General features: G+C 55.0%; 25 protein-coding genes and 1 pseudogene. 18 read left to right on the top strand and 8 right to left on the bottom strand.

Annotated elements, in window-relative coordinates; all coding sequences use genetic code 11:
* From N5C09_RS06170 to N5C09_RS06185, 4 genes are all read left to right on the top strand, one after another.
* A partial coding sequence (locus tag N5C09_RS06170; RefSeq protein ID WP_316087670.1) for a 4Fe-4S dicluster domain-containing protein occupies positions 1–262 on the top strand: 262 nt, incomplete at its 5' end.
* A 1-nt stretch (position 263) separates the two neighbouring features.
* Complete coding sequence (locus N5C09_RS06175) at positions 264–1118, top strand: dimethyl sulfoxide reductase anchor subunit family protein (RefSeq protein ID WP_193527244.1); 855 nt, start codon at positions 264–266, stop codon at positions 1116–1118.
* Between the two features lie 44 nt (positions 1119–1162).
* Positions 1163–1777, top strand: a complete 615-nt coding sequence (gene dmsD, locus N5C09_RS06180; RefSeq protein ID WP_063866829.1) for a Tat proofreading chaperone DmsD — start codon at positions 1163–1165, stop codon at positions 1775–1777.
* Positions 1778–1885: 108 nt separating this feature from the next.
* Positions 1886–2197: a YebG family protein gene (locus N5C09_RS06185; RefSeq protein ID WP_063866830.1), complete on the top strand. Its 312-nt coding sequence runs from the start codon at positions 1886–1888 to the stop codon at positions 2195–2197.
* A gap of 134 nt (positions 2198–2331) precedes the next feature.
* Here N5C09_RS06185 and N5C09_RS06190 read toward each other — a convergent pair whose 3' ends face one another.
* The 3 genes from N5C09_RS06190 to N5C09_RS06200 all read right to left on the bottom strand — a co-directional run bounded on the left by N5C09_RS06190 (position 2332) and on the right by N5C09_RS06200 (position 4333).
* Entirely contained in the window at positions 2332–2646 is a 315-nt protein-coding gene (locus N5C09_RS06190) for a hypothetical protein (protein WP_063866831.1), read from the bottom strand.
* A 38-nt stretch (positions 2647–2684) separates the two neighbouring features.
* Complete coding sequence (catA, locus tag N5C09_RS06195) at positions 2685–3362, bottom strand: type A chloramphenicol O-acetyltransferase (RefSeq protein WP_063866832.1); 678 nt, start codon at positions 3360–3362, stop codon at positions 2685–2687.
* 86 nt (positions 3363–3448) lie between these two features.
* Positions 3449–4333 (bottom strand): LysR family transcriptional regulator, encoded by an 885-nt coding sequence (locus N5C09_RS06200; protein ID WP_063866833.1) that lies wholly within the window; start codon positions 4331–4333, stop codon positions 3449–3451.
* Positions 4334–4447: 114 nt separating this feature from the next.
* On the opposite strand from N5C09_RS06200, the gene N5C09_RS06205 reads away from it, so the two are divergent.
* The 7 genes from N5C09_RS06205 to clcB all read left to right on the top strand — a co-directional run bounded on the left by N5C09_RS06205 (position 4448) and on the right by clcB (position 11643).
* A complete protein-coding gene (locus tag N5C09_RS06205) occupies positions 4448–5575 on the top strand; it encodes an alpha/beta hydrolase (RefSeq protein WP_279748669.1) in 1128 nt (375 codons plus the stop codon).
* Positions 5576–5790: 215 nt separating this feature from the next.
* Entirely contained in the window at positions 5791–6534 is a 744-nt protein-coding gene (locus tag N5C09_RS06210) for a YoaK family protein (RefSeq protein WP_279748670.1), read from the top strand.
* A 261-nt stretch (positions 6535–6795) separates the two neighbouring features.
* Positions 6796–7506, top strand: coding sequence for an osmoprotectant ABC transporter permease OsmY (gene osmY / locus N5C09_RS06215; protein WP_063451471.1), 711 nt, complete (start codon positions 6796–6798; stop codon positions 7504–7506).
* Positions 7507–7524: 18 nt separating this feature from the next.
* Positions 7525–8424: an osmoprotectant ABC transporter substrate-binding protein OsmX gene (osmX, locus tag N5C09_RS06220; RefSeq protein WP_063866836.1), complete on the top strand. Its 900-nt coding sequence runs from the start codon at positions 7525–7527 to the stop codon at positions 8422–8424.
* 8 nt (positions 8425–8432) lie between these two features.
* Entirely contained in the window at positions 8433–9080 is a 648-nt protein-coding gene (osmW, locus tag N5C09_RS06225) for an osmoprotectant ABC transporter permease OsmW (protein ID WP_063451473.1), read from the top strand.
* The gene (gene osmV / locus N5C09_RS06230; protein WP_063451474.1) at positions 9080–10228 is read left to right on the top strand and encodes an osmoprotectant ABC transporter ATP-binding protein OsmV; all 1149 of its coding nucleotides are present in this window, start codon (positions 9080–9082) and stop codon (positions 10226–10228) included. The genes osmW and osmV overlap by 1 nt, the downstream gene beginning before the upstream one ends.
* Before the next feature lie 104 nt (positions 10229–10332).
* On the top strand, positions 10333–11643 hold the full coding sequence (gene clcB, locus N5C09_RS06235; protein ID WP_279748671.1) for a voltage-gated ClC-type chloride channel ClcB: 1311 nt from the start codon (positions 10333–10335) through the stop codon (positions 11641–11643).
* Here the strand turns inward: clcB and bioD are convergent.
* From bioD to N5C09_RS06250, 3 genes are all read right to left on the bottom strand, one after another.
* Positions 11578–12273, bottom strand: a complete 696-nt coding sequence (bioD, locus tag N5C09_RS06240) for a dethiobiotin synthase (protein ID WP_063451476.1) — start codon at positions 12271–12273, stop codon at positions 11578–11580. The two genes, clcB and bioD, sit on opposite strands and share 66 nt — an antisense overlap.
* Positions 12274–12404: 131 nt before the next feature.
* Complete coding sequence (gene mlc, locus N5C09_RS06245) at positions 12405–13625, bottom strand: sugar metabolism global transcriptional regulator Mlc (protein ID WP_193032520.1); 1221 nt, start codon at positions 13623–13625, stop codon at positions 12405–12407.
* Between the two features lie 121 nt (positions 13626–13746).
* Positions 13747–14652, bottom strand: coding sequence for a LysR family transcriptional regulator (locus N5C09_RS06250; protein ID WP_193032521.1), 906 nt, complete (start codon positions 14650–14652; stop codon positions 13747–13749).
* Positions 14653–14773: 121 nt separating this feature from the next.
* Here N5C09_RS06250 and N5C09_RS06255 point away from each other — a divergent pair, with 121 nt between their 5' ends.
* The 7 genes and pseudogenes from N5C09_RS06255 to N5C09_RS06285 all read left to right on the top strand — a co-directional run bounded on the left by N5C09_RS06255 (position 14774) and on the right by N5C09_RS06285 (position 20622).
* Positions 14774–16027: an MFS transporter gene (locus N5C09_RS06255; protein ID WP_279748672.1), complete on the top strand. Its 1254-nt coding sequence runs from the start codon at positions 14774–14776 to the stop codon at positions 16025–16027.
* A 169-nt stretch (positions 16028–16196) separates the two neighbouring features.
* Positions 16197–16679, top strand: a complete 483-nt coding sequence (gene tssD, locus N5C09_RS06260; protein WP_279748673.1) for a type VI secretion system tube protein TssD — start codon at positions 16197–16199, stop codon at positions 16677–16679.
* Between the two features lie 11 nt (positions 16680–16690).
* A pseudogene (locus tag N5C09_RS06265) lies at positions 16691–17140 on the top strand (STM2901 family protein).
* Positions 17125–17478 (top strand): DUF1493 family protein, encoded by a 354-nt coding sequence (locus N5C09_RS06270; RefSeq protein WP_279748675.1) that lies wholly within the window; start codon positions 17125–17127, stop codon positions 17476–17478. The pseudogene N5C09_RS06265 and the gene N5C09_RS06270 overlap by 16 nt, the downstream one beginning before the upstream one ends.
* A gap of 101 nt (positions 17479–17579) precedes the next feature.
* A complete protein-coding gene (locus N5C09_RS06275) occupies positions 17580–19067 on the top strand; it encodes a carboxypeptidase M32 (protein WP_279748676.1) in 1488 nt (495 codons plus the stop codon).
* 149 nt (positions 19068–19216) lie between these two features.
* Complete coding sequence (gene asr, locus N5C09_RS06280; RefSeq protein ID WP_279748677.1) at positions 19217–19522, top strand: acid resistance repetitive basic protein Asr; 306 nt, start codon at positions 19217–19219, stop codon at positions 19520–19522.
* Between the two features lie 278 nt (positions 19523–19800).
* Entirely contained in the window at positions 19801–20622 is an 822-nt protein-coding gene (locus tag N5C09_RS06285) for a serine protease (protein ID WP_063451484.1), read from the top strand.
* Positions 20623–20627: 5 nt separating this feature from the next.
* Here the strand turns inward: N5C09_RS06285 and mdtI are convergent, their stop codons facing one another.
* Positions 20628–20957, bottom strand: coding sequence for a multidrug/spermidine efflux SMR transporter subunit MdtI (mdtI, locus tag N5C09_RS06290; protein WP_279748678.1), 330 nt, complete (start codon positions 20955–20957; stop codon positions 20628–20630).
* A complete protein-coding gene (gene mdtJ / locus N5C09_RS06295) occupies positions 20944–21306 on the bottom strand; it encodes a multidrug/spermidine efflux SMR transporter subunit MdtJ (RefSeq protein ID WP_112793265.1) in 363 nt (120 codons plus the stop codon). The genes mdtI and mdtJ overlap by 14 nt, the downstream gene beginning before the upstream one ends.
* Positions 21307–21544: the final 238 nt, after the last annotated feature.

Raw genomic sequence — 21544 nt, forward strand, 5'->3', positions numbered from 1 at the left:
TAAAGGCCACATGACCAAGTGCGACGGCTGCCACAGCCGCGTCGCGGACGGCAAAAAGCCCATCTGCGTCGAGTCCTGCCCGCTGCGCGCGCTGGATTTTGGCCCGATTGAGGAGCTGCGCAAAAAACACGGCCAGCTTGCCGCCGTCGCGCCGCTGCCGTCTGCGCACTTCACGAAGCCGAGTATTGTGATCAAACCTAACGCCAACAGCCGTCCGACGGGTGACACCACCGGCTACCTGGCCAACCCGAAGGAGGTGTGAGATGGGAAGTGGATGGCATGAATGGCCGCTGGTGATCTTCACCGTTTTCGGGCAGTGCGTGGCCGGCGCGCTAATCGTGATGGGTTTCGCCTGGCTGAATGAAAAAGAGGAAGCGGCTAAACGGCGCATCGTTCGCAGCATGTTTTTTCTCTGGGTAGTGATGGGTATTGGGTTTATGGCCTCGGTACTGCACCTCGGCTCCCCGCTGCGCGCCTTCAACTCGCTTAACCGCGTGGGAGCGTCAGCGCTGAGTAATGAGATCGCAGCGGGTTCGATCTTCTTTGCCGTGGGCGGTTTCTGGTGGCTGGTGTCGGTTATCGGTAAAATGCCTCCTGCTTTAGGCAAAATCTGGCTGGTGGTCAGTCAACTCCTGGGGGTCGTTTTTGTCTGGGCGATGACCCGGGTCTATCAGATTGATACCGTTCCGACCTGGTATACGGGCTACACCACGCTGGCCTTCTTCCTGACGATGGCGCTTGCTGGTCCGCTGCTGGCCGCGCTGCTGCTGCGGGTCGCAAACGTGACATATAAAGGTACCGTTGCCGCCTCCGTCAGCGTGCTGGCGCTGCTCGTCTGCGTGGCGGTCGTCGTGTTGCAAAGCAATGCGCTGGCGACGATCCAGAGTTCCATCCAGCAGGCCAGCGCCCTGCTGCCGGATTATGGTTCGCTTCAGGTCTGGCGCATCGCGCTGCTGGCGGCGGGCTTAGGCTGCTGGATCTGCCCGCTGATTCGGCGTCAGGAGCCGAACACGCTCGGCCTGTTGGCAGGTTTTGTGCTGGTGGCGCTGGGTGAACTTATTGGCCGTGGGCTATTTTATGGTCTGCATATGACCGCAGGGTTAGCGATTGCAGGTTAACACAGGCGCGCGGGACCGCCCGCGCGCAAGTAAGGAAAGATGTAATGAATGACGTCTCACATCGCGAATCGTTCGCGTTCAGCGCCCGGGTACTGGGCGCGCTGTTTTATTTTGCCCCGGACAGCGAACAGACTGCGCCGCTGGTGAGCGCCCTGACCGCCGGTGACTGGGTGCAGGACTGGCCGCTGCCGGAAGAAAGCCTGCTGCCCGTCGCCGCTGCGTTTAAAGCCCCGTCGGACGAAGCGTTGAAAAACGCGTGGCAGCGTCTGTTTATTGGTCCATATGCCCTGCCCGCTCCTCCGTGGGGCTCCGTCTGGCTCGATCGCGAGTCCGTGCTGTTTGGCGATTCGACCCTCGCGTTGCGTCAGTGGATGCGTGAAAACAATATCGCCTTTGAAATGCAGCAGAATGAGCCGGAAGATCACTTCGGCACGCTGCTGATGCTGGCGGCGTGGCTTGCCGAGAACGGTCGCGACACAGAACGCGACCAGCTTCTGGCCTGGCATCTGCTGCCGTGGAGCACGCGTTTCCTGACCGTATTTGTTGAAAACGCGGCCCATCCTTTCTACGCGGCGCTGGGTAAACTGGCTCAACTGACCCTGGCAGACTGGCAGTCCACTTTGCTGATCCCGATTGCAGAAAAAACGCTGTACCGATAACAGCGCCTGGCTTGCACATCCGTTGTGCAAGCCAGGTTCGCACATTTTTGCTGCAACACCACTTCGCAACTGTTATACTGTATATAATTACAGTACCGGAGGCGCAAAATGGCTGTTGAAACAAAATTTGTTGTCGTAAGAAAGGGTGAAGAGAAAATGACATTTGCCAGTAAGAAAGAGGCTGACGCTCACGACAAACTGCTCGATATGGCAGAAGCGTTCACCGACTGGCTGTTGCAAAGCGAAATGCAGTTGGATGAAACGCAGGCGGAGAACCTTGGGCTGTATCTCGCCGAGCAGAAAGAAGCTGTTCAGCATATTCTGCGTACCAGCAAGCTTCCCGAGCGCGATGCTGCAACGGATAAAACAGCGTCGGATGCGGATGGCAGTAAAAAAATCCGTGCCGTTAAAGCCGCCTGATCGTCAGAATCCCCATCACTTGTCCTGCCACCGTGAGCTGGAAACGGCTCACGGCTTTAACATTGTCGGCTTACAGAACGTCGCGCTGGATATTCTGCCTTTAATTCGTCCAGCGTCACTATGAGAATGGCCTGTTATCTCGATTTGTCCGCCTCAACATTTACGCTAACGTTCAGCCTTTTGGCTTCAATGGTTAACATTTTTTGGGCCAAAGCCATATCACCCCCGTGCACTTTATCTATAAGATTTTGTACAAGGGTCATCATCAGGAAATGTTTATTCGCGGGACAGAAATCTGTCATAGTGATTCCGTTATCCTTCAGGCGTTGATGCGCAACCGTCTCTGTCTCTGCAATTATTTCAGCTACTTTCTCATGCATGATGTCGATCTGCTCAAAAACAATGCCGTTAATCATTTCAATCTGTTCTGGCGTAAAATTCGGTTCCATCAATTCCCCTCGTCAGGCGTAGGTTAAAAACACGTGCATCACACGGTGAGCGCTTCGGAATGGCGCGGTAAATTATCACATAACTCTTGCAACTCATTGATCAGCCTTGCCAGATGGAAACCATCGCACACGGAGTGATGGACCTGAACGGCGAAAGGCAACAAGACTTTTCCATCCTGGTTATAGTATTTTCCAAAGGTGAACATGGGTGCAAAAAAGTTCTGCATGTTAGCCACGTTGATATTAAAACTGGTAAAACTCGCCCATGGAATATCCGATATGAAGAATATATTTTCCCGGGACTCTTCCTTAGGCCAGTAGGCAAGATTATCACCATAGCGAGAAACGTCTTCTGCATAAACGTTCTGAAAGTGATGAATATTCCCGTCGAAGTGACTCCACAACGATGAAAACGTCTCCGTCTCTTTATGGAAAAGGGTATAGCTTGGATGCACTTCCTTCCATATTACAAGTTCATTATCCTTCATAGCCATACGGAACTCAGAATGGCGGTTAACGACTGTGGCAATAATAGAAATAATCGAAGGATAAAATTTCCAGCCAACCTGTTTGATATGTTTCAACAGCGCCGTAATATCCAGCTGAACCGTTTGGTTAATCGTGCATTGAGCAAAGCTCTGAAAGACTTCAAAATGCTCTTTCCTTGCCCAACTTGATAAATCTACAGCCGTATATTCTGGCGTTAATTTTGTCATTTCTTAGCCTTAATTGAGCAGCGCTATATAAAAGAGTAGCGTAACACAAACCCAGGAGCTGTATAGACGGCAGCGCAGAGGCACCCCTAAATTTTCAGCGTATCGATTACCGCTCTCAGCGCCGGGGAGACGTTGCGGTGCGGGTAATAGAGGTAAAGCCCGTCCATCCGCAGACTGTAGCGCTGCAAGACCCGTATCAGCGTCCCGCGCTCCAGATCGTCAGCCACCAGCTCTACCGGGACATAGGCCAGCCCGAGTCCCAGCCGCGCGGCTTCGGCTTCCATATAGCTGTCCGAAAAGGCCCATTGTCCTTCCGGGCGGTGAGCAATACTCTTTCCGTCCTGAATGAGCTCCCATTGATAGTGGCGACCGTCGGCGAACTGATAGGCAATGCAGGGATGCGAAGTCAGATCAGCAGGCACCTGCGGGAAACCATAGCGCCGGAAATGCGCCGGGGCGGCAACCACGGCCATCTCCATATCGGGCGTAATGCGCACGGCAATCATACCTTGCCCCACCTCCGGCCCCAGCCGGACGCCCGCATCGAACCGTTCGGCAATAATGTCCACGAACCGGCTTTCATTCATTAATTCCAGACGAATATCCGGGTAACGCTGTTTGAATATAGCGAGCTTTGGCAGCAGACATTTTTCAATGGCGTGCTGGCTGGCATTAATGCGCACCGTGCCGGACGGCGTCTGGCGGTAATGTGCCAGTCTGGTCAGCCCGGTATCGAGCGCATCAAAGGCGGAGCCGGCAGTCTGGTAAAGCTGTTCTCCGGCGTGAGTCAGCGACAGCTTGCGCGTGGTACGCACCAGAAGCTGAACGCCCAGCCGCTCTTCCAGCTCCCGAACCGATCGGCTGATCCCGGATTGTGCCAGCCCGAGCCGCTGTGCGGCTGCCGTGAAGCTCCCCTCCCGCACCACCTGGATAAACAGATACAACTCATTGTAGTTCTCCCGCTTTGCCATTACGCCTCGCGAACCTATAACAAAATGATATTAATTCTAGCAGCCATTGGCCTCTAATCAGCACTATTACTGCTAATTATAATGACCGCATAACAACAACACACGGTATCTCTTATGAAAACATTCACCCAAAACCTATCCGTTGCGCTGCTGCTGTGCGCATCATTAAGTGGAGTGACGACAATGAGTTATGCAGAAACGCTAAATCCAAACGCCCCCATTTCCATGGTGACTGCCTGGGATAAAACCTTCGCCGAGAGCGATAAAGTCATTCACCGCAAGGTGACGTTCCAGACCCGATACGGGATCACTCTGGTGGGCGATCTGTACCTTCCTAAGAACCGCGGCGACCAGAAGCTGGCGGCGATTGCCGTCAGCGGGCCATTCGGTGCGGTTAAAGAGCAATCCAGCGGTCTGTACGCCCAGACCCTGGCTGAACAGGGGTTCGTAACCCTGGCCTTCGACCCATCCTATACGGGTGAAAGTGGCGGCCAGCCGCGTAACGTTGCCTCCCCTGATATCAACACCGAAGACTTTAGCGCCGCAGTGGATTTCCTGGGGCTCCAGAAAGAAGTCGACCGTAATCGTATCGGCATTCTCGGCATTTGCGGCTGGGGCGGTATGGCGCTAAACGCGGCATCCATGGATACCCGCGTGAAGGCGGTCGCCACCAGCGTAATGTACGATATGAGCCGCGCGATGGGTCACGGCGTGGGCGACGGGAAAGATCGCTATTCAGCGGCTGACCGTCGGGCCGTGTTGGAGTATCTGAACGCCCAGCGCTGGAAAGATGCCGAGAGCGGCACTTTCGCCCATGGCGGTCATGATATTAATGTCGATGAGAACGGTAAGGTGACGGCAGCCGAGCGTATTCTGCCGGAAGCATTGCCCGCCGATCCGCAGCCGGTACTGAAAGAGTTCTACGACTACTACCATATGCCGCGCGGCTTCCATGCCCGTTCCGTAAACTCCACCGGCGCATGGACCGCGACCATGCCGTTGTCCTTTATGAATATGCCGCTGCTGAGCTATGCCGGGGAGATCGCCATCCCGACGCTGATCGTGACCGGTGAAAACGCGCATTCTCGCTATTTTGCGGAAGATGCGTTTAAGGCCGTCGGCAGCAAACAGAAAGAGCTGGTGATTGTTCCGGGTGCAAACCATGTTGATCTCTACGATAACGTCGCAGGAAAAATCCCGTTCGCGCAGTTTGAGCAGTTCTTCAAAACCAGTCTGAAATAAGCTCTCAGCCCCCGGCAATCACGGGGGCGGTATTTTTGCCCGTCAGTCTGCTCGCGACATCGGCAGTAAGGCATTATATTAACAGGGTTATTTTATTTAATTACAAAACCGCGAATACCTCCCGTTGAATTAATAATTAAGCAATATCCTGGTCAGCCAGCGATATCGCTTTGTTAGCTTGAGGAATCAGGCAAAGCTCAAACCGGAGGTATTCTTTGCTGATTAAGTTTAAGAAAGAACGAACGCATCAGGAGGATCGCCGTCTTGCTCTCTGGCTGGCCACCTCCGCAGGACTGCTGAATGCCATTGCGCTGGGCGCGTTTGGCTTTTTTCCCTCACACATGACCGGCAATACCTCACAACTCTCCAGCGAAGTCTCCTCCACCGACCTCAACGATATTCTTTTTTTTGGCGCCATTATTCTGTCATTCGTCTCGGGTGCCATCGTTGCGCGGATGATTGTTATCTGGGGGATTATCCATAACGTCAGGCTGGTATTCAGCCAGGTTCTTTTTGTTGAAGGGCTATTACTGGCCGGGGTATCTCTGTACGAAATGTATTTTCACTCCTTCGCCACGAATCAGGAGATTATTATTTTCCTGTGCGGGCTGATGGGCATCCATAATTCTACTTCCACTCAGCTATCCAGCGGTCGGGTGAGATCCACGCACATTACCGGCACGCTGACCGATGCGGGCATTTCGCTGGCCTCCGTTATGGTCGCCATGCTGCGCCGGGATTATTCTAAAGACACGGCTGCGCAAAAGAGCCAGCTCAAGACCCATTTAACCACCCTTTTCTCGTTTATTACCGGAGGGATCGCCGGGCTGATCCTGTTCAGAGAGTTTGGATTCCACGCGATGCTGGCGCTGGGGCTAATGCTGGTATTCATCGCCGCCTTTTCGATCGTACGCATCTCCTGGCGCGTGCGAAAGGTACGCGCCGCCCTCGGTCGTTAGGGTTTATTAATGAGTCTTAGTGACATTGTCACTTAAGACTCGCTTCTTTAAGACTATTCTGCCTGCCCGCTGACAGCCCTTATGCCATAAGGCTTAACCCAGGTTGTCACTAATTTCATAGGGTTACTGTTTTACCCCCTTCGCTGGAACCCTTCCGCTTCGCTTGCTATAGGTGAAGTACCCCTGCCGAAACATGGCATAACAACAGGCAACCGCAACCGGTGGTTGCTATAACGCATGCGCACAGGGAGACACACCGCAATGCATCCACTACTCAAACGTTCGCTGCTTTTTGTCGGCGCCATAATCGTGGTTCTCGCTCTCCTCACCTGGGGAATTGGGCTGGAGACGATCAAGGCGCGCCAGGTTGACCTGATCTACCTCGGGCAACAGCATTTAATTTTGGTTTTCTCCTCAATGTTCTTTGCCCTGCTGGTCGGTATTCCAAGCGGCATCCTGCTGAGCCGTCCGGCGGCACGGGGTATCGCCGAATACGTGATGCAAATCTTTAACGTGGGCAACACCCTGCCGCCGCTGGCTGTTCTGGCGCTGGCGATGGTGGTGATTGGCATCGGCGATAAACCGGCCATTATCGCCCTCTTTCTGGCCTCTCTGCTGCCGATTGTGCGTAACACCTATGCCGGGCTGTGCTCTGTTCCCGCGTCACTATTGGAAGCGGCAAACGGCATCGGCATGACCAGGTGGCAGCGCCTGCGTCAGGTCGAAATCCCTAACGCCTGGCCGGTGATGCTTTCAGGTATTCGTATTGCTACGGCGATTAACGTTGGTACCGCGCCGCTGGCATTCCTGATCGGTGCCAGCAGCTACGGCGAGCTGATTTTCCCGGGTATTTATCTGAATGACTTCCCGACGCTGATCCTGGGCGCGGCGGCCACCGCCCTGTTCGCCCTGATTCTGGATACGCTGCTGGCGGCACTGGGTCGACTGCTGAGCCCACATCTCGCGCGATAATTATAACAAGGAGCTTCTATGAGACTGTTTTCCGGCCTGACGGCGCTGTGCGCCGCCGCGCTCTTCACCAGCCAGGCGCTCGCCGCGCCGCTGATCCTGGCGACCAAGAGCTTTACCGAGCAGCACATTCTCTCGGCCATGACCGTGCAGTATCTGCAAAAGAAAGGGTTTCAGGTGCAGCCGCAGACCAATATTGCGACGGTGATATCCCGAAACGCGATGATCAACAAACAAATCGATATGACCTGGGAGTACACCGGTACGTCACTGATCATCTTCAACCACATCAACAAACGCATGTCGCCGCAGGAGTCTTACGAGACGGTGAAACGTCTTGACGCGAAGCACGGTCTGGTGTGGCTCAAACCTGCCGACATGAACAACACCTATGCTTTTGCCATGCAGCGCAAGCGCGCCGAGGCTGAACATATCAACACCATGTCTGAAATGGTGGCGAAGATTGAGCAGATCCGTAAAACCGATCCGGATAACAACTGGCTGCTGGGTCTTGACCTGGAGTTTGCCGGGCGTAGCGACGGGATGAAACCGTTACAGGCGGCCTACAACATGACGCTGGACCGCCCGCAGATCCGCCAGATGGATCCGGGACTGGTCTATAACGCGGTGCGCGACGGGTTTGTCGATGCGGGGCTGATCTACACCACCGACGGGCGCGTGAAGGGCTTCGATCTCAAAGTGCTGGAAGACGATAAAGGCTTCTTCCCGAGTTACGCCGTGACGCCGGTTGTACGTAAAGACACGCTGGAGGCGAACCCGGGGCTGGAGGAGGCGCTGAACACCCTCTCAGCCCAGCTGAATAACGACGTTATCACCGAACTGAACAAGAAGGTGGATATCGACCATCAGTCACCGCAGCAGGTCGCCCGAGATTTCCTGCGTAGCAAACAGTTGCTGTAGGAGGCGCTATGGAGACGATTCACTATATTTTCGACAACTGGGACTATCTCTTAACCCTGACGCTGCAACACCTGTGGCTGGTCGCGCTGGCCGTGGGCCTGGCGATTATCATCGGCGTGCCGCTGGGCATTTTGATTGTTCGCCACAAATGGCTGGCAACTCCCGTGCTGGGGATCGCCACCATCGTGCTCACCATCCCGTCTATTGCGCTTTTCGGCCTGATGATCCCGCTCTTTTCGCTTGTCGGTCAGGGCATTGGCGCCCTGCCCGCAATAACGGCGGTGTTTCTCTACTCGCTGCTGCCGATTGTGCGTAACACCCACACGGCGCTCGACAGCCTGCCCCCCGGCCTGCGTGAAGCGGGACGCGGCATTGGCATGACCTTCTGGCAGCGTCTGCGCTGGGTGGAAATCCCGATGGCGCTGCCGGTCATTTTTGGTGGCATCCGCACCGCCGTGGTGATGAACATTGGCGTCATGGCGATTGCCGCCGTGATTGGCGCGGGCGGTCTGGGCCTGCTGCTGCTTAACGGTATTGGCGGGAGTGATATTCGTATGTTGATTGCGGGCGCGCTGATGATTTGTCTTTTAGCGATTGTGCTCGACTGGTTGCTGCACCGTTTGCAGGTGGTACTGACTCCGAAGGGGATTCGATAATGATAAAACTGGAAAACCTCACCAAACAATTTTCACAGAAACACGGCCAGACGTTTAAGGCCGTCGACAACGTCAACCTGAACGTGCCTGAAGGGGAAATGTGCGTGCTGCTCGGCCCGTCCGGCTGCGGCAAAACCACGACCCTGAAGATGATTAACCGTCTTATTACGCCCAGCAGCGGGACGATCCTCATTAACGGCGAAGACACCAGCGGGATGGACACCGTGACGTTGCGCCGCAACATTGGCTACGTGATCCAGCAGATTGGCCTGTTCCCGAACATGACCATCGAAGAGAACATTACCGTTGTGCCGCGAATGCTGGGCTGGGACAAGGCGCGCTGTAAATCCCGTGCCGAGGAGCTGATGGATATGGTGGCAATGGATCCGCATAAATTCCTTCACCGCTATCCGCGTGAAATGTCCGGCGGCCAGCAGCAGCGCATCGGCGTCATCCGCGCGCTGGCAGCGGATCCGCCGGTCCTGCTGATGGATGAACCGTTCGGTGCGGTCGACCCGATCAACCGCGAGGTGATCCAGAACCAGTTCCTGGAGATGCAGCGCAAGCTGAAAAAGACCGTGATGCTGGTGAGTCACGATATTGACGAAGCGCTGAAGCTGGGCGACCGTATCGCCGTTTTCCGTCAGGGACGTATCGTGCAGTGCGCCAGCCCGGACGAACTGCTGGCGAAGCCGGCGAATGAGTTTGTCGGCTCGTTTGTGGGCCAGGACCGGACGTTGAAACGCTTGCTGCTGGTATCAGCGGGTGACGTCACCGATCAGCAGCCGACCATTACGGTACGCGAATCAACGCCGCTGTCGGAGGCCTTCGCCACCATGGATGACAACGATATTCGCGCCATTACCGTGGTTGATGAGCACGGAAAACCGCTGGGCTTTGTGAAGCGCCGCGAAGCGCGTCACGCCAGCGGTGCCTGCGCGGACATTCTGCACCCGTTCCGCATGACCGGGAAAGCCGAAGACAACCTGCGCGTGGTGCTTTCTCGCCTGTATGAAAGCAACACCAGCTGGATGCCGATTGTGGACGAAGACGGGCGCTATAACGGCGAAATATCCCAGGATTATATTGCGGAGTATTTGAGTTCAGGACGTACGCGCCGGGCGTTGAATATTCATAGCGACACTTAATCCTGTATGCCGGGCAATGCCCGGCTTTTTTTCGCACGCATACCTTTTGCTAACCTCACGTTTTCCCATCACAATATTGTTTTGTCCTCACGTAATTGCGGCCCATGCAACGTCTTCACGCTTACCCCGACATCCGCGCGATGTTTCGCCGACTCCTGATCGCTACCGTCACCGGCGTGCTGGCGGCGCTGGCCGTTGCGGCGTTTCGCCACAGCATGTATCTGCTGGAGTGGCTGTTTCTGAGCAACGAAAGCGGAAGTCTGGTGAACGCCGCAGCCGCGTTATCGCCCTGGCGTCGCGCGCTCACGCCTGCGCTGGGTGGTCTGGCCGCAGGAATGCTGCTGTGGGGATGGCAGCGCATGACGGCACAACGTCCCCACGCCCCGACCGATTATATGGAGGCGCTGGAAACGGGTGATGGCCAGTTTGATTACGGCGCCAGTCTGGTGAAATCGTTCGCCTCGTTGCTGGTGGTCGCCAGCGGAAGCGCCATTGGCCGGGAAGGTGCCATGATCCTGCTCGCCGCCCTCGCCGCCTCCTTTTTTGCACAACGCTGTACGCCGAAATCTGAATGGAAACTGTGGATCGCCTGCGGCGCCGCCGCCGGGATGGCCAGCGCCTATCATGCGCCGCTGGCGGGCAGCCTGTTTATCGCAGAGATCCTGTTTGGCACGCTGATGCTGGCTTCCCTCGGCCCGGTAGTGATTGCCGCCGTGGTGGGCCTGCTCACCACACGTCTGTTAAGCCCCGGCGCAAATACGCTTTATGCGGTGCACCTGAGTGAGACATTAACGGCGGCAGATTATGCGTTGATAGTTGGCGTGGGTCTGCTGGCGGGCGTTTGCGGTCCGCTGCTGATGTGGCTGATGGGGTTTAGCCACGCGCTGTTTCTGCGTCTTAAGCTCTCACCGCCGTGGCAGCTTGCGCTGGGCGGGCTGATCGTCGGGCTGCTGTCGCTGCTGACGCCAAAGGTATGGGGGAATGGCTACAGCGTGGTTCAGGCATTTTTGCAGTCGCCGCCGCTGCTGTCAGTGATTGCTGGCGTCTTTATCTGCAAGCTGCTGGCGGTGCTGGCAAGCAGCGGGTCCGGCGCGCCGGGAGGGGTGTTTACGCCAACCCTGTTCGTCGGTATGGCAACGGGAATGCTGTTTGCGCAGATAGTTGCGCTGTGGATTCCTGGGGCTGAGACGGCGACCCTGCTTGGGCTGGCGGGTATGGCGACGCTGCTCGCCGCCACCACGCATGCGCCAATCATGTCGGCATTGATGGTATGTGAAATGACCGGGCAGTATTTTTTACTCCCCGGTTTGCTGGTTGCCTGTGTTGTGGCGTCGGTATTGTCGAGAACGTTACGCCACGACTCGATCTACGGACAGCATACCGCCGAAAGCCGAGAGATCGATGTAGTGCGCTAGTTCGCGCTGCTCGGCGCGTGGCAGATAAGGCAGTTCGCCCACCAGCGGGCCAGGCAGTTTTTTGCTCAGTACGTCGATGATTTCAGCGTAGTGTGCAAGGCCCGGATTGATCCGGTTCGCCACCCAGCCAATCAGCGGCAGGCCGTCATTGGCGATAGCCTGCGCCGTCAGCAGGGCATGGTTGATGCACCCTTCCTGAATGCCCACGACCATAATCACCGGCAACTGCTCCTGCACCACCCACTCGGAAAGGGGACGTAAATCGTTCATCAGGCTGCGCCAGCCGCCGGTCCCTTCAACGACAACGTGGTCAACCTTTTCGCTCAGATTCGCCAGACCATCTGAAAGCAGGCTGTAGTTGATCGGCCCGCTATGAGCGACGCTGCTTTCCTCCTCGCTCAATGCGATAGGATTGACGGCATCATAAGGCAGTTCCAGAGACGAGACGCTTTGCAGAACCAGGGCGTCCTTATTACGCAGCCCTTCTGGCGTCTCTTTACTGCCTTTTGCAACCGGCTTGTATCCTGCAACGCGTTTACCGCTCGCCGCCAGGGCCTGGAGTAACGCGCGGGATACGACGGTCTTCCCGACAGACGTATCCGTACCAGTAATAAAGAAACGCTTAAGCATGACTCATTCCACCTCTTGGGTATGCTTCAAAAAATATAAACCAGGTAAATAATTCAGTGGAGAAAGTCTACGGGAAGCGTGCGCTACCCGGCTTGAGATAGCGCAATTTTTCGTACATCTCTGGAAAAGAGTTAGCCCTGAAGCAAACGAATCAGTAATGAGCCGTTGTACATAGCATCTTTAACCAGTGCGGCACCGGCCATCGTGCCCTGGTTGGAAAATTGCGTACTTTCGACCACAATATTTTTGCTGTAGGCGGGAAGCGACTGCTGGTTGATACAGGCGGAAATCGCCGGGAAGAGAATATCCGCCGCCTGGCTGAGCGGAGAGCCAATCAATATTTTTTGCGGATTAAACAGGTTCACCATAATCGCCAGGATGCGCCCGACATTATTGCCTACGCCGGTAATAATGTCCTTCGCCAGCAGATCGCCCTGCCTTGCCGCGGTGCACAGTGCGTCGACGCTCAGCGGCTGTCCGTGCAGCGTGGAGCTCATCGACTGGCTAAGCCGCACCTGCGCCAGCTCCAGCACGCTTTCCACGCTGGCAATCGTCTCCAGGCAGCCATGGTTACCGCAGTAGCAGCGTTTTCCGTACGGATCGACCTGCGTATGGCCGATCTCCACCAGGCTACTGCTGCCGGCGTGTAAAAGACGCCCGTCGGTGATCACTCCCGCGCCAACGTTGTGATCAATTACGACCTGAATGACGTCGCGCGCGCCGCGCGAGGCGCCAAACAGCGCCTCCGCCATTGTCCAGGCGCTGATATCATGCTGAATGTAGACCGGCACACCGGTATGGCTTTCCAGCACTTCACCCAGCGGCATCTCTTTAACGTTCTCGTAAAAGGGCATGCGGTGCACAATGCCATTTTCGGTATCAATAATTCCCGGCAGGGTGATCGCAATCGCCGTTAAGCGTTCAAGACGCTGCTGGTGACGAATAAAGAACTGGTCGATATGGGACAGAATGGCATCAAGAAGAGGTTGCTCTGCATCGAGCGGAAGGTCCAGCCGGTCTTCCACCACCATCTTGCTGCTGAGGTCGCGCAGCGCGAGGAAGATTTCCCCGCGGCTAATGCGCATCGACAGGTAGTGCCAGGCTTCCGTTTCCACCACCAGCCCTACCGCCGGACGGCCACGGCTGCCCGGCTCCTGAATTTCCGTCTCCTGAACCAGATGGGCTTCCAGCATTTCGCGGACAATCTTGGTAATACTGGCGGGTGCCAGTTGTGCCAGGCGCGAAAGATCGATACGCGAAACCGGACCAAGCTGATCAATCAGGCGATAAACGGCGCCCGCGTTGGTCTGCTTGATCTGATCGATATGCCCTGGCTGACTATCAGCAACCACCTCGTACTCCCTTATTTTCGAGCTTCGAAATAAACTGAGGGCTATGGTGAAGCACTTCAATGGCCGACGTCAAATTTTTACTTAGCCATGTGATTTACTGCACATTTTTGCCCACTTTTCCCTATAAATATTGCCCGTGAGAAGCGGTAATTAATTGTGCTTTGAAACGCTGTGCCGCATGGCTCTGTTCATGATGTTTAGACCACACCAGCCACATCTCCGAGACCGCATCCTGCTCGACAATCTTCACCCAACGCATCTCCGGCAGCTGCACCCGTTTAAACGAGGCCGGGAGAATCGACACGCCAAGCCCTGCGGCAACGAGCCCAATGATCGTCATGGCTTCCCCAACCTCCTGCGCGATAGTCGGAACAAGGCCATATCGCCGCATCAGACCCAGAATATCGTCGTACAGCCCGGTTCCCACCTGGGGGTCAAAAAAGACGAACGGCTCTTTCGCCAGTTCAGCCAACGTGACGCCAGGCCGGGCGGCAAGAGGATGGTCACTGGGGATCATCGCCATAAGTGGTTCTCGCAGGATCACCTGCCACGCCAGGGTATCAGGCAACTGCGTGTTCCGCATCAACCCCAGGTCGAGCGATCCTTCGTTCAGCGGCGCGATTTGCTCCCGGGTATTTATTTCACGCGTCTGAATATGCACATCCGGAAAGTGACGGCGAAACGATGAGAGCGTTTGTGAAACGGCGCTGATAAAGGGGGCCGAGGAGGTAAACCCGATGCGCAGCTCCCCCGTCTCACCGAGATAAAGCCGTTCCGCTCTGGCGGCGGCGTCTTCCACCATGCTCAGGATCTGTCGGCTATCGGTGAGAAATTGTTTTCCCGCTGCCGTCAGGCTCACGCTACGGTTGGTTCGCGCCAGCAGACGCGCCCCCACCTGCTGCTCCAGGATCTGGATCTGCTGGCTTAGCGGTGGCTGAGAGATATTCAGCCTTGCCGCCGCGCGGCCAAAATGCAGCTCTTCAGCGACGGCGACAAAATAGCGGAGGTGACGCAGTTCGATATTCATATTTTTAAAGTATCATTTGAGATTATTAATATATTAGACAGAATATTTACATTTTCCTACTCTGCTCTTGTGGTCATACCCGTCACCAGAAATCACGGGGATGTTTAAGCAAGGATTATGTGTGAGCCGTACAACGACTATTGATATCGCGCCGGCCAGCGACATTGATGATTTACCCGCAGCACCGCAGCCGGTTCAGTTTATTAAGCGTGGTACCCCCCAGTTTATGCGCGTCACGCTGGCGCTCTTCTCAGCGGGTCTCGCTACCTTTGCTCTGCTCTACTGCGTTCAGCCGATCCTGCCGGTTCTGTCGCATGAGTTTGGCGTGTCGCCAGCCAGCAGCAGTATTTCCCTTTCCATTTCCACCGGAATGCTGGCGATTGGTCTGCTGTTTACCGGTCCACTTTCGGATGCTATCGGGCGTAAGCAGGTCATGGTAACGGCGTTAATGCTGGCCTCCGTGTGTACCTTGCTTTCTACCATGATGACCAGCTGGCACGGTATTCTGGTCATGCGCGCGCTGATTGGGCTCTCTCTCAGCGGCGTGGCGGCGGTCGGGATGACCTATCTCAGCGAAGAGATCCACCCGAGTTTCGTGGCCTTCTCAATGGGGCTGTACATTAGCGGGAACTCTATCGGCGGGATGAGTGGACGCCTGCTGAGCGGTGTGTTTACGGATTTCTTTAGCTGGCGCATTGCGGTGGCCGTTATCGGCTGCTTCGCGCTCGCCTCGGCGCTGATGTTCTGGAAAATTTTGCCGGAATCGCGCCATTTCCGCCCGACCTCCCTGCGTCCGAAGACGCTGTTTATCAACTTTCGTCTGCACTGGCGCGACAAAGGTTTGCCGCGACTGTTTCTGATGGGATTCCTGCTGATGGGGTCATTCGTCACGCTGTTTAACTATATTGGCTACCGGCTGATGCTCTCGCCGTGGCATCTCAGCCAGGCATTGGTGGGTTTGCTCTCTGTGGCGTATCTCACCGGGACGTGGAGTTCACCAAAAGCCGGCGCCATGACCGCTCGCTTTGGCCGCGGGCCGGTGATGCTGGTTTCCACCGCCGTGATGCTGTTCGGGCTGCTGATGACGCTGTTCTCCTCCCTGTGGCTGATTTTTGCCGGAATGCTGCTCTTCTCTGCCGGCTTCTTTGCCGCGCACTCCGTTGCCAGCAGCTGGATTGGCCCGCGCGCGCGCCGCGCCAAAGGTCAGGCGTCGTCGCTGTATCTGTTTAGCTATTACCTGGGTTCCAGCATCGCCGGGACCCTCGGCGGCGTGTTCTGGCATCATTACGGCTGGAACGGCGTGGGCGGGTTTATCGCCCTGATGCTGTGCGCGGCGCTGCTGGTGGGCGGAAGTCTGCATCAACGTCTGCAATAGGTTAACGTTATCCCCGCATGAACGTAATTGTGCGGGGCTCATTTCTGACGTTAGTTATGCTTACTTCATAATTAAGAAAAATCAACGACTTATTACCATTTCGTGTATTTATCACCCTTCCCTCCCTCTGTAAGCTCATTGACTCCATTCTATAAAAAGAGGGTTTTACATGGCTATTCCAGGCAACATGTGGTTGTACGATGACGGTGGTGCACTGATCAAAGGCGGTTGCGACGTGCAGCAGAGGGAGTACAGCATTGAATTTAAGGGTTTTCACCATAATCTTTCCACGCCGACCGATAATCTGACAGGCAAACCCACGGGTAAGCGCATCCACTCCCCGATGATGATTGTTAAGGAATTCGATTACTCATCACCCTATCTCTATAAGGCAGTCGCCACTGGTCAGGCTCTGCAAAAAGCCGAACTCAAGTTCTACAAGATTAATGATGCAGGCCTGGAAGCGGAGTACTTCAATATTCTTCTGGTGGGGGTGCGGATTGTTTCGGTATTACCTGCCATGGCCGCGCCGGGCGACAACAATAACAACCACCTCGAAACGGTTGAACTGCGCTACGAGAAAATTACATGGAAGCATAACGATGGAAATATTATTTTCTCTGACGCATGGAATGAGCGGGCGTCAGCGTAACTGGGATCGATATGGATACAATCGAAGAAGTTAACGGCACCTACTTTTACAGAGGCCATTCAAACGTCACCCCGGGCGAGTTACTTGAGATCATTTTTCTGGAGGAGTTCTGTATAGAGTTGGGGATAGATGCCGTTTCAGGTGCGGCTATTTTGGGCGGGCAACCGTGGTTAGGTACGCGAACGAAGCCAGGGAATGCCATTGAAGGAACTAGCGTTATTTCAAAGTATGCGCGAATGATTTTGAAGGATGTGAAAACCCCATTCGGAATTCGAGTCAAAACACCGGTGGGTGTACGGATGAGAACAACAACAAGCCTTGCCGCTGTTATTGCCCGCTATTGTCCCTGGTTAGGTTGGGGGTCATAAGTTACCACCCTTTACAGAATTTCGTCGCGCACTCAGGAGAAATATAACCTGATCGCACGACCTAAAGACCGTATACAGTGGACATCGTTCTAATGCTGACAGACGAAATTAGCTCTAAAGTCCTTGATATGTTCAACGATGAAATTTCACGCGAACTTGACGAAAACTGGAACGAGATATTGCTTGAACTCGATTCTGATTTATTCGGTTCACCAGGCGATGACCTTCACGACGCGTTAAACCGGTACGAGAAAGAATTTAACGTGGATTTATCTGCTGTTAAATGGTCTCGTTATTTTCCCTGGCAGAACACCCCATTATTAAAGCGCTGGTTTAAGCTGAAGCGAGAAGAGGTGGAATCAACCCGCATTCCGTTAACCGTAAGAATGTTTGCTGAATCTGCAAAAGCAGGAAAATGGCTCTACGACTGAGTTGACAGGGGCTTCACGCCCCTGTTATCAAAAGTGCACGGTTCCTCCCTGATTCGCGTTACACTCCCCAGAACACCTCCAACAGAACGAGAACAATAATTATGCAGAAAAACGTTTCTTATCAACAACTCACCCGCACCTTCCAGCGTCTCTCCCGCTTCTCTCACCTCTCCTCCATCGCCAGCTGGGACATGTTTACCATGATGCCGCCCGGCGGCAGCGCCGCGCGCGGTGAAGCGCTGGCGGAGATGAGCGTCCTGCAACATCAGATCCTGACCGATAAAAAAGTGGGTGAATGGCTGGCTGCGGCGGCTGAAGAAGATCTGAACGACGTAGAGCAGGCCAACCTGCGTGAAATGACGCGCCACTACCAGCAGGCCACCTTACTGCCGGAATCGCTGGTAGAGGCAAAATCGCTGGCGGGCAGCAAGTGTGAACACGCCTGGCGCACTCAGCGTCCGGCCAACGACTGGCTGGGCTTTTCAGCCAACCTGAAAGAGGTGGTGAAGCTCAGTCGTGAAGAAGCTCGCCTGCGCGCCGAGGCCAAAGGCTGCACGCCTTACGACGCGCTGCTGGATATTTTTGAACCCGACATGACCAGCGCCCGCCTGGATGTGCTGTTTGGCGATATGAAGACGTGGCTGCCGGATCTGCTGGCAAAGGTTGTGGAAAAACAGGCTCAGCGATCGTTCGTTCCGCCACAGGGTCCCTTCCCGACCGCCACGCAGCGCGAGCTGGGCCTGGAAGCGATGAAAATGCTGGGCTTCGATTTTAACGGCGGTCGTCTGGACGTTAGCGCCCACCCGTTCTGCGGCGGCGTGCCGGAAGATGTGCGTATCACCACGCGTTACGATGAAGACGAGTTGCTCAGCGCGCTTTTCGGCGTGATCCACGAAACCGGACATGCCCGCTACGAGCAAAACCTTCCCCGAGCGTGGGCCGGGCAGCCCGTTGCGCTGGCGCGCTCTACGGCGATCCACGAATCCCAGAGTCTGTTCTTTGAGATGCAGCTGGGCCGCAGCGAGGCATTCCTCAAGCATCTGCTTCCGGCGGTCCATGCCCGTTTCGGCAGTCAGGCGGCGTTCAGTGAAGAGAATTTCATTGCCTGGAACCAGCGCGTGAAGCCGGGATACATTCGCGTGGATGCGGATGAAGTGAGTTATCCGGCGCACGTGGTGCTGCGCTATGAGATCGAGCGCGCGCTGATCAACGGCGAAATCGAAGTCGACGATATTCCTACCCTGTGGGATGAGAAAATGCAGGCCTGGCTTGGGTTATCCACCAAGGATAATTATCGCAACGGCTGTATGCAGGATATCCACTGGACCGACGGCGGTTTTGGCTACTTCCCGTCTTACACGCTGGGAGCAATGTATGCGGCACAGCTCTTCCATGCCGCCAAAAATGCATTGCCTGGGTTGCAGGCATCCATTGCCGGAGGCGATTTCTCGGCGCTGTTTGACTGGCTGCGTCAGAACATCTGGCAGCACGGCAGCCGCTTCAGCACGTCGCAGTTAATCACTCAGGCAACGGGTGATGATTTGAACATCCGCTACTTCCGCGAACACCTGACTTCCCGCTACCTGTAACCGAACGCGCCGGGGTGACGCCCCGGCGTTGTACATACGGTTACACGCCGATACCAATCACTCACGGAAACCTCGAATTTACAGGGATATAGTTCTTTCAACGGCCCCGCAGTGGGGTTAAATGAAAAACCAAATTCGAGGGTATGAAAATGAAAAAAGTATTAGCTCTGGTTGTTGCCGCTGCTATGGGTCTGTCTTCTGCTGCATTCGCGGCTGAAACTACCGCCACCGCAGCGCCTGCGGCGACCACTTCTGCTCCGGCCAAAACGGTTCACCATAAAAAACATCACAAAGCGGCTAAACCTGCGGCAGAACAGAAAGCCCAGGCGGCTAAAAAGCACCACAAAAAAGCGGCAAAATCCGCGGTAGAGCAGAAAGCACAGGCGGCTAAAAAGCATCACAAAAAAGCGGCAAAACACGAAGCGGCTAAACCTGCTGCACAGCCAGCAGCGTAAGAGTACAAGCTTAACCGTGCCCTTCGGGGCACGTTGGTAAACCGGCGCTGAACGGGTTTGAGGTCAGCGCCGTTTTTTTATCCGGAGGGCGTATGCTGCGGCGCTATCGGTTTGAGTTCATTCTTATCCTGCTAATCTTGTGCGCGCTCATCGCCAGCCACTTTTATCTTTCCTGAATGTAGCACGCTGATTTTACTCCCACTTTCTCGCTGTCGCGTCTATAGTATTTTCATAGGGTTCACTTTTAATAATCATAATTACCCCCACCAGAGTGTGATATGCGTAAATCTGTTGTGTTGTTACTGGGAACGTTTAGCCTTTTTGCTGGCTTTTCACATGCGGATGATGGTGACGATGTCGCCATTAGCGCCAAAGAGGTAAAGACGCTGTTTTTTGGTCATGACGATCGTACGCGTGTCACCGATCCTACCGAAGCGCCCTGGGATGCCATCGGGCAACTGGAAACCGCCAGCGGCAATTTATGTACCGCAACGCTCATTACACCACGCCTTGCGCTGACGGCGGGTCATTGCCTGCTAATGCCGCCCGAGGGCAAACCGGATAAAGCGATCGCCCTGCGCTTTGTGTCGCAAAAAGGAATATGGCGCTACGAAATCCACGGTATTGAGGGGCGGGTGGATCCATCGCTCGGTAAACGCTTAAAACCGGATGGCGATGGCTGGATTGTGCCGCCCGGGGCGGCATCCTGGGATTTCGGTCTGATCGTTTTACGTTATCCGCCGTCCGGGATCGCTCCCCTACCGCTTTTTGATGGCGACAAAGACGCGCTCACCGCCGCCCTTAAGGCCGCCGACCGCAAAGTGACGCAGTCAGGCTACCCTGTTGATCACCTCGATTCGCTTTACACCCATACGGACTGTGTGGTGACGGGCTGGGCGCAAAACAGCGTGCTTTCGCATCAGTGCGATACGCTACCGGGTGATAGCGGATCGCCCCTGATGTTAAAAACCGCTAACGGCTGGCAACTGATTGGCGTTCAGAGTTCTGCTCCGGCGGCGAAAGACCGCTGGCGCGCCGATAACCGGGCGTTGGCGGTGACCGGTTTTCGTGACAGGCTGGAAGCCCTGGCGCAGCAGTAGGTTACTCAGGCCAGTTTAATCATGATCATGCCGGCGAGCAGTAATACCAGCCCTATCCAGCCTTTATTGTTTAAACGCTGCCCGAACATAATCCAGCCTGCCGCCAGGGTGGCGGCAATACCGAAGCCGCCCCACAGCGCATAGGCCACGGAAAGATCGATGCCTTTTACCGCCTGTGACAGGGCGCTAAACGCCCCCAGCACCGCGGCAATCGATAGCAGGCCGTAAGTTTTACGACGAAAACCGTCGGAGAACTTCAGAAAGACGTTCGCAATAATTTCCAGAACGATCGCTAAACCCAGCCAGGCCGCGTGGATCCATTCAAACTGCTGCATGGGTCTGCTCCTTCTGCTGTTTTGCCGGCTTGCGCGTACCCGATTTAATCAGCACGATACCTGCCACCAGGGTCGTCAACCCGGCAATTTTCATTGTCGTCAGGGTTTCATCAAATATCATGACGCTGAACAGCGTGATCAATAAAATACCAATACCTTCCCACAGGGCGTATGCCACGCCCAGCGCGATTTTTTTAACCGCGAAGGAGAGGAAAATATAGGAAAGCGTAATCATGACCAGCATCAAAATAAATCCGGTGCTGCCATCACTCACGCTCGCCCATTTCATCGACAGGGTGCCGGTAATTTCAGCTACGATAGCCAGCGCTAATAAAATCCAGTAAAACATGTTTTTCTCCTGCTTGAGAATATAATCCATCGAGGCTCGCTGCGGACAGCAAACCAAAAAATTGGGAATTAAATCAGATAGCTAAGCGCATAGCGCCAGCTCAGGCAGAAGACGTGACTATAGCGCGGAACGCCAGTGTTGTTCACCGGAAAGCATGCAGAGGGAGGTTGAAAACAGAGCAGTGTTGTTTGAAAAATACGTCCTGAACAAATTGTCCATAAAATTACAATTATCCGCG

Source organism: Enterobacter sp. GD03975 (assembly GCF_029838645.1).
Lineage (GTDB): Bacteria > Pseudomonadota > Gammaproteobacteria > Enterobacterales > Enterobacteriaceae > Enterobacter > Enterobacter quasihormaechei.